General features: G+C 62.4%; 8 protein-coding genes. 4 read left to right on the top strand and 4 right to left on the bottom strand.

The window, feature by feature from the left end; genetic code table 11:
- Positions 1-97 precede the first annotated feature (97 nt).
- Positions 98-1,627, bottom strand: coding sequence for a PLP-dependent aminotransferase family protein (locus ABE456_RS13415; RefSeq protein WP_346644339.1), 1,530 nt, complete (start codon positions 1,625-1,627; stop codon positions 98-100).
- Between the two features lie 90 nt (positions 1,628-1,717).
- Here ABE456_RS13415 and ABE456_RS13420 point away from each other — a divergent pair, with 90 nt between their 5' ends.
- The 3 genes from ABE456_RS13420 to ABE456_RS13430 are packed head-to-tail and all read left to right on the top strand — an operon-like array spanning position 1,718 to position 3,485.
- On the top strand, positions 1,718-2,347 hold the full coding sequence (locus ABE456_RS13420) for an FMN-binding negative transcriptional regulator (RefSeq protein WP_346644340.1): 630 nt from the start codon (positions 1,718-1,720) through the stop codon (positions 2,345-2,347).
- Between the two features lie 12 nt (positions 2,348-2,359).
- Positions 2,360-2,806 carry a GNAT family N-acetyltransferase gene (locus tag ABE456_RS13425; protein WP_346644341.1) on the top strand — a complete coding sequence of 149 codons (447 nt, stop codon included), beginning with the start codon at positions 2,360-2,362 and terminating at the stop codon, positions 2,804-2,806.
- Positions 2,807-2,813: 7 nt separating this feature from the next.
- Positions 2,814-3,485, top strand: coding sequence for a GNAT family protein (locus ABE456_RS13430; protein ID WP_346644342.1), 672 nt, complete (start codon positions 2,814-2,816; stop codon positions 3,483-3,485).
- 123 nt (positions 3,486-3,608) lie between these two features.
- Here the strand turns inward: ABE456_RS13430 and oadA are convergent, their stop codons facing one another.
- Together oadA and ABE456_RS13440 are read right to left on the bottom strand one after the other, a co-directional pair.
- The gene (gene oadA, locus ABE456_RS13435; RefSeq protein WP_346644343.1) at positions 3,609-5,417 is read right to left on the bottom strand and encodes a sodium-extruding oxaloacetate decarboxylase subunit alpha; all 1,809 of its coding nucleotides are present in this window, start codon (positions 5,415-5,417) and stop codon (positions 3,609-3,611) included.
- 11 nt (positions 5,418-5,428) lie between these two features.
- Entirely contained in the window at positions 5,429-6,844 is a 1,416-nt protein-coding gene (locus tag ABE456_RS13440; protein ID WP_016712746.1) for an acetyl-CoA carboxylase biotin carboxylase subunit, read from the bottom strand.
- Positions 6,845-7,033: 189 nt separating this feature from the next.
- Between ABE456_RS13440 and ABE456_RS13445 the strand changes: the two genes are divergently transcribed.
- On the top strand, positions 7,034-7,996 hold the full coding sequence (locus ABE456_RS13445; RefSeq protein ID WP_346644344.1) for a LysR family transcriptional regulator: 963 nt from the start codon (positions 7,034-7,036) through the stop codon (positions 7,994-7,996).
- Here ABE456_RS13445 and ABE456_RS13450 read toward each other — a convergent pair.
- Positions 7,938-8,156: a hypothetical protein gene (locus ABE456_RS13450; protein ID WP_346644345.1), complete on the bottom strand. Its 219-nt coding sequence runs from the start codon at positions 8,154-8,156 to the stop codon at positions 7,938-7,940. The genes ABE456_RS13445 and ABE456_RS13450 overlap by 59 nt on opposite strands.
- Between the last annotated feature and the right edge of the window lie 176 nt (positions 8,157-8,332).

Genomic DNA, 8,332 nt, shown 5'->3' on the forward strand with positions numbered 1-8,332 from the left:
GGATTCTTCGCGGGCTCGCCCGCTCCCACATTGATCGTGTAACCGCCGAGCTCTGTGGGAGCGGGCGTGCCCGCGAAGGGCCGCACAGCGGCCCCATTCACTTTCTCCAGGCCTTGCGCAATTTCATCATGGCCTCGGCAATTTCCCCCTCCGGCACTGCGGCAAACCCAAGCACCAGCCCCGCGCGCTTATCCACAGGTACATCGCTGTTCGCCAACCAGAAATTGCTCAGCGGCGTCACCTCCACCCCCACCGCTTCCGCCTGGGCCACCAACTCCTGCTCCCGCGCAAAGTTATCCACATCAACCTTTACATGTAGCCCAGCCGCCACTTCCGGCATGCCGCCCAACCCCGGAATATCCACAGGCCAACCCGCCTTGAGCACATTGCGCCGGCTCAAGGCCGCCTTGCGCATACGCCGAATATGCCGCTGAAAGTGCCCCCGGGCCATGAACTCGGCCATTACGCATTGAGTACTCACCTCCGAATGCCGCACCGCCAGCGCCTTGCCCTGGCTGAACGCCTGCGCCAGCAGCGGCGGCAACACCAGGTAACCCAGGCGCAACGCCGGGAAGGCGATCTTGCCGAAGGTGCCGACGTACAGTACCCGCCCGTGCCGGTCGAGTGCCGCCAGCGGGGCCAAGGGGGCACCGCTGTAACGGTACTCACCGTCGTAGTCGTCTTCGATGACCCAGCTATCGTTGCGCTCGGCCCAGGCCAGCAACTCCAGGCGTCGTGCCAGGCTCATGGTCACACCGGTCGGGTACTGGTGGGCCGGCGTGACATAGGCCAGCCGGCAATCCGCCAACTGTCCGAGCCGCGTGCAGTCCATACCGTCATCGTCCACCGCCACGCCGTGCAACTTGCCGCCGGCCAGCGCAAAGGCATGCCCGGCCGCCCGATACCCCGGGTTTTCCACAATCACGCCGTCGCCCGGCTGCAACAGCAGCTGTGCACAAAGGCTGATGGCCTGCTGCGCGCCACTGGTGATCACAATTTGTTCAGCCGTGCAGCTCAGCCCACGCGAGCGGCGCAGGTAAGCCGCAATCAGCTCGCGCAGGGCCGGCTCACCAGCCGGGTCACCATAACCCAGCTGTGCAGGGGCCGGGTTACGCCAGAAACCCGCCTGCAGCTTGGCCCAGACGTCGAAAGGGAACAGGTCGAATGCCGGAATACCAACGCGAAAAGCACGCGGTGCACCGCTTCTCGGCGGCAGCAGGTGGTTACTTTTCAGACGCTGTAATGGTTCGCTGAAACGTCGGTTGCTGGATAAATCCTCAGTGTCACCTGAAGGAAATGTGGATAAGTCTGTTGATAAACCCAGGGATAACCCTGTGGATATTTGTGTGGATAGTTTCGGCAGCCGGCTAACGTAAGTGCCATCGCCCACCCGGCTTTCGATGTAGCCCTCGGCATACAACTGGTCATAGGCCCGCACCACGCTGTTGCGTGACAGCGCCAGCATGGCGGCCAGGTCGCGAGTAGCTGGCAGCCGGGTGCCACTGCTCAGGCGCCCGTCCAGTACCCGCGCACGCAGCGCCAGATACAACTGCTGGCTAAGCCCGCGGCGGCGATCCAGGGCGATCCCGGCAGGGTCGAAAGGCAGTATGAGGGGGCGCTCGCTCATGGCATTGGACCTATGAAAACAGGCAGTAATGGCTCTTACCCAGAACCAATAGCCTGCCTAGGATGGAGCCATTGCACAAGGAAACCGAGTATGTACAACAGCAAACCCCATCAGGAACACAACCTCGGTCGCCTGCACCAGCACATGCTCGACACCCGCCTGGCCGTTCTGGTCAGCCATGGCGAACAGGGCCTGCTGGCTACGCACCTGCCGGTGTTGGTCGATACCGCCGAAGGCGAATTTGGCACCGTCTATGCCCACCTGGCACGGGCCAATCGCCAATGGCAGGACCTGGCGCAGGGGGCTGAAGCGCTGCTGGTGTTCCCCGGTGCCGATGCCTATGTCAGCCCCAGCTACTACCCGAGCAAGGCCGATAACCCCAAGGTAGTGCCAACCTGGAACTACCTGGCCGTGCACGCCTATGGCACGGCCGAAGTGATCCATGACGCCGTGCCCCTGCTGGCTATCGTAAGCCGCCTGACCGACCGCCACGAACACGGCCGCAGCGAACCGTGGAAAGTCAGCGATGCCCCCGCCGACTACCTCGACGGTATGCTTCGCGCCATCGTCGGCATTCGCCTGCCCATCGCCCGCCTGCAAGGTGCGCGCAAGCTCAGCCAGAACCGCTCTGAGCAGGACATGGCCGGCGTGCGCGAAGGCCTGAGCACCAGCCCCGATCACCAGGACAATCAACTCGCGGCGCACATGCGCCAACTCTGAAGGAATAGCCCCATGCCCAGCGTTACCCTGCGCCCTGTCAGCGCTCAAGATCACGCCGCCTGGCTCGCCCTGTGGCAGGCCTACCTGCACTTCTACGAAACCGAACTGGCCGATGAAGTCAGCCTGAGCACTTGGCAGCGCCTGCTCGACCCTGGCGAGCCAACCCATTCGACGCTGGCCTGGGTCGATGGCAAGGCGGTCGGCATGGTCAACTTCATCTACCATCGTTCCAACTGGAGCATCGAAAATGCCTGCTACCTGCAGGACCTGTACGTGGACAGCACTCAGCGCGGCCTGGGTATTGGGCGCCAGCTGATCGAGCACGTCTACACCACCGCCAAGGCCGACAACTGCATCAAGGTGCACTGGCTGACCCATGAAACCAACGCCACCGCCATCAGCCTGTACCAGCAGGTTGCCGAGCGCTCGGGCTTCATTCAATTCCGCAAAGGCTTGTAGGCCAGACATGACAGACGCATTGAACTGGAAACCCGCCGCAACGCCCCAGGCCGAGCCTATTGATGGCCGCTTCATCCGCCTGGAAAAGCTCGACCCGGCGCGCCATGGCGACGACCTTTGGCAAGTGCTGCAAGGCCCGGCTTCAGACCCGGTGCTGTGGGATTACTTGCCCTACGGCCCGTTTGCCGAGCGTACCGCCTTCGACCGTTGGCTGGAGGGGAACGCCGCCGGTCGTGACCCGTTGTTCTACACCGTCATCGACCGCCCCAGCGGCCAGGCCCAGGGCATTCTCAGCCTGATGTCGATCGTGCCCGACCACGGCCGCATCGAAATCGGCCACATCGCCTTCGGCGCCGCCATGCAGCGTACGCCCAAGGGCACCGAAGCGGTGTACCTGTTGGGCAAGCTGGGCTTCGAGCTGGGTAACCGCCGACTGGAGTGGAAGTGCAACAACGCCAATGCCCGCTCCAAGCGTGCGGCGGAGCGCTTTGGCTTTGTCTTCGAGGGGGTGTTCCGCAAGCACCTGGTGGTGAAGGACCACAACCGCGATACGGCGTGGTATTCGATTACCGATGATGAGTGGCCGGCGGTGGCTGCGGGGTTTGAGCGGTGGTTGAGTGAAGCAAACCAGCAACCGGGAGGGCAGGTGGAAACCCTTGAGGTGTGCCGCAAAGGTTGAAATTTTTGCTGGATCAGCCGGCCACTTCGCGGGCTTGCCAGCGAAGAGGCCCGGGAATGCAGTGCAAAAAAAAAGGGAGCATACCCACCCCAGATGTAAACCGCTTGTATATGAGGGCTTAAATCAGCCCTCGATCTCGATCAGGATCTCACCCGGCGTCACACGGTCGCCCTTGGCCACGTGGATGGCCACGACCTTGCCGGCGATGGCGGCCTGCACTTCGGTCTCCATCTTCATGGCTTCGGTGATCAGCACGGCCTGGCCGGCCTTGACCATGTCGCCTTCCTTGACCAGCACATCGACGATGTTGCCTGGCATGGTGGTGCTGACATGGCCCGGTGCGCTGGCCTGCTTGCGCTTGCTGCCACCGCCGCCGACGAACTCGTTGAGCGGCTCGAACACCACTTCTTCCGGCATGCCGTCGATCGACAGGTAGAAGTGACGCTTGCCTTCGGCCTTGACGCCTACACCGGTGATGTCGACGCGGTAGGTTTCACCGTGTACGTCGATAACGAACTCGGTCGGTACACCCTCACCGCTGTGGGAGGCCACTGCGCCAGCTTCAGGAATCGGCAGCAGGGCTTCCGGGGTAAGGGTGCCGGCTTCGCGCTCTTCGAGGAACTTGCGCCCAATGTCCGGGAACATGGCGAAGGTCAGCACGTCTTCTTCGCAACGGGCCAGTGCACCGATGTCGGCACGCAGCTTGGCCATTTCCGGCTTCAGCAGGTCGGCCGGGCGTACGTCGATCACCTCTTCGCTGCCGATCGCCTGGCGGCGCAGTTGCTCGCTGACCACGCCTGGGGCCTTGCCGTAACCGCCTTGCAGGTACAGCTTCACCTCGTTGGTGATGGTCTTGTAGCGCTCGCCGGCCAGCACGTTGAAGAACGCCTGGGTGCCGACGATCTGCGAGGTCGGGGTCACCAGCGGCGGGAAACCGAGGTCTTCACGCACACGCGGGATCTCAGCCAGCACTTCGTTCATGCGGTTGAGGGCGCCCTGCTCCTTGAGCTGGTTGGCCAGGTTGGAAATCATGCCGCCTGGCACCTGGTTGACCTGCACGCGGGTGTCCACGGCGGTGAACTCGCTTTCGAACTGGTGGTACTTCTTGCGCACGGCATAGAAGTACAGGCCGATTTCCTGCAGCAGCTCCAGGTCCAGGCCGGTGTCGAACTCGCTGCCCTTGAGCGCAGCAACCATCGACTCGGTACCCGGGTGGCTGGTGCCCCAGGCGAAGCTGGAGATGGCGGTGTCGATGTGGTCGGCACCGTTTTCCACGGCCTTGAGCTGGCACATGGCAGCCAGGCCGGCGGTGTCGTGGGAGTGGATGAACACCGGCAGCGACTGCTCAGCCTTCAGCGCCCTTACCAGCTCGCCGGTAGCGAACGGCGTCAGCAGGCCGGCCATGTCCTTGATTGCAATCGAGTCGCAACCCATGGCTTCCATCTGCTTGGCCTGGGCTACAAAGGCGTCGATGGTGTGCACGGGGCTGACGGTGTAGGCGATAGTGCCCTGGGCGTGCTTGCCAGCGGCCTTGACCGCTTCGATGGCCACGCGCAGGTTACGCACGTCGTTCATGGCGTCGAAGATGCGGAACACATCGATGCCGTTGACCGCAGCCTTGGCGACGAAGGCCTTGACCACGTCGTCGCTGTAGTGGCGGTAGCCCAGCAGGTTCTGGCCGCGCAGCAGCATTTGCAGGCGGGTGTTGGGCAGCGCTGCACGCAGCTTGCGCAGGCGCTCCCACGGGTCTTCTTTCAGGAAGCGCACGCAGGCGTCGAAGGTGGCACCGCCCCAGACTTCCAGCGACCAGTAGCCGACCTTATCGAGCTTTTCGCAGATCGGCAGCATGTCTTCGGTACGCATGCGGGTGGCCAGCAGGGACTGGTGAGCGTCGCGCAGGATCGTGTCGGTTACGTGAATTTTCTTGGACATTATAGGGTTCCTCACAGGCCTGCGTGGGCGGCGATGGCGGCGGCGATGGCCAGGGCCAGCTCTTCGGGTTTGCGCTTGATCGAGTAGTTGGTCAGTTCAGGGTGGCTTTCAACGAAGCTGGTGTTGAACTGGCCGCTACGGAATTCCGGATTGCGCAGGATTTCCTGGTAGTACGCGGCGGTGGTCTTCACACCTTGCACGCGCATGTCGTCCAGGGCCCGCAGGCCGCGGTCCATGGCTTCTTCCCAGGTCAACGCCCACACCACCAGTTTCAGGCACATGGAGTCGTAGAACGGCGGAATGGTGTAGCCGGTATAGATCGCCGTGTCGGTGCGCACGCCCGGGCCGCCGGGGGCGTAGTAACGGGTGATCTTGCCGAAGCTGGGCAGGAAGTTGTTCTTCGGGTCTTCCGCGTTGATACGGAACTGCAGCGCGTAACCGCGGTGCTGGATGTCTTCCTGCTTGACCGACAGCGGCAGGCCCGAGGCAATGCGGATCTGCTCACGGACAATGTCGATACCGGTGATTTCCTCGGTGATGGTGTGTTCCACCTGCACCCGGGTGTTCATTTCCATGAAGTACACCTCGCCATCGGCGAGCAGGAACTCCACGGTACCGGCGTTCTCGTAGTTCACCGCCTTGGCCGCACGCACCGCCAGGTCGCCGATGTAGGCGCGCTGCTCGGGGGTAAGCTGTGGGCTCGGGGCAATTTCGATGAGCTTCTGGTTACGGCGCTGGATCGAGCAGTCGCGCTCGAACAGGTGCACCACGTTACCGAAGCTGTCACCGAGGATCTGCGCCTCGATGTGCTTGGGGTTGACGATGCACTTTTCCAGGAACACTTCCGCAGAACCAAAGGCCTTGGTAGCCTCGGAGATGACGCGGGGGAAGTTCTGTTCCAGTTCTTCGCGGCTGTTGCAACGGCGAATACCACGGCCACCACCACCAGAGGTGGCCTTGAGCATGACCGGGTAACCGATGCGGTCACCTTCGCTCAGGGCTTCGTGAATATCGGCAACGTTGCCTTCGGTGCCGGGGGTTACCGGCACACCGGCGGCGATCATGGTGCGGCGCGCTTCGGTCTTGTCGCCCATGCGGCGAATGACATCGGCGGCCGGGCCGATGAACTTGATCCCGCGCTCGGCGCAGATCTCTGCCAGTTCAGCGTTTTCCGACAGGAAACCATAGCCAGGGTGCAAGGCATCACAGCCGGTTTCCACAGCCAGGTTCACCAGCTTGCGCGGGTTCAGGTAACCGGCCAGCGGCTCGGCACCAATGCTGTGAGCTTCATCGGCGCGCTTGACGTGCAAGGCATGCCGGTCGGCGTCGGAATAGATCGCCACCGAGCGAATGCCCATCTCGGCGCAGGCACGCACGATCCGAACTGCGATTTCACCTCGGTTGGCGATCAGGATTTTTTTTATCACTGGAGTCTTCCCAAAGCCGTAGGAACAGTCGAGCCGGTTCTCCCGGTCGGCGCGTGACCAGACGTTGCTGGCCAGTCGCATATTCACCCTAGCGCTGTAGGTCGATAAACAAAAATCAATATTTGTTAGGGGCTGTATTAGCAAAAGCTTATAGTGCGGTAACAAGGTGTTGCCGAAGGGCGGATAAAAATGCGTAAGTCCTTGATGCGTATGACTTTGCGTCAGTTGCAGATCTTCAACGAGGTGTGCGATTTGCGCTCGTACAGCCGCGCGGCGGAAGAGATGGCACTGACGCAACCCGCCGTTAGTCTACAGATCCGCCAGCTCGAAGAGCTGATCGGCCAGCCGCTGTTCGAGTACGTGGGCAAGAAGCTCTACCTGACCGAAGCGGCCGAGGCCCTGCAACGCGCCAGCCGCGACATCTTCGGCCGCCTGGAAAGCCTGGACATGCAGCTGTCGGACCTGCAGGGCTCACTGCAGGGGCAGCTGAAATTGGCGATCGAGTCCAGTGCCAAGTACTTCGTGCCACACCTGTTCGCTGCCTTCAAGCAGCGTCACCCGGAGGTCAACCTGACCCTGACAGTGGTCAACCGCGCCCAGGCCATCCGCCGCCTGTCGGACAACCGCGACGACCTGATCATCATGTCCATGGTGCCACAGGACATGGGCCTGGAGTTTCTGCCGTTCCTCAACAACCCGATCGTCGCGGTGGCGCCGCCCGAGCACCCGCTGTGCAAGCTGGAGCAGCTGCGCCTGCAGGACCTGGAGCCTCATACCCTGCTGGTCCGCGAACAAGGTTCGGGCACGCGCAAGGCTTGCGAGGAGTACTTCAAGGACAAGCGCGTGCACTTCACCCAGACCCTGGAAGTGGCCTCGGCCGATGCCCAGCGCGAGTGCGTGATCGCCGGCCTGGGCATTGCCCTGCTAACCCGCCACGCGGTCAACCTGGAGCTGGCCACCGGGGTACTGAAAGAGCTACCAGTGGAGGAGCTGCCGCTGTACCGCAGCTGGTGCGTGGTGCAGTCCAAGGCCAAACGACAGTCGCCGGTGGCCTTGGCCTTTCTGGCGTTCATCCGCAGCGAACGTGCATTGATCAGCGCGCTGGTTGAGCGTTTCTCGGGGAAGTTGCCGCCGACGCCTGCCATACCGTGAGTGCTTGCAACTCGGGGTAATCCACCAAGTCGCGGAGCAGTTGACGTTGGTCGCAATAGCTTTCGATCGCGCGGCGGTATTCCATGCGGCGCTGATCCTTTTCCTGCTGCTTGCGAGCCTTGGCGCTGGGTTGGTAAGTACCGTCGAAGTCACGAGCCATTGCCTGTCTCCCAGATAAGATGCGGGAGTTTCAGACTGGCCTGAGTGGTTTACGGTTTGGCTGTGGAATGGTGACGGAATCGTGAATTCTCACTGCCTGTCAGGGCCCTATCGCCGGCAAGCCGGGCTCCCACAAGTGCTCCACAGGTCCCAGGGCCTATGGTGACAGTGTGGGAG

This window comes from Pseudomonas sp. TWI929, assembly GCF_039673335.1.
Classification (GTDB): Bacteria; Pseudomonadota; Gammaproteobacteria; order Pseudomonadales; family Pseudomonadaceae; genus Aquipseudomonas.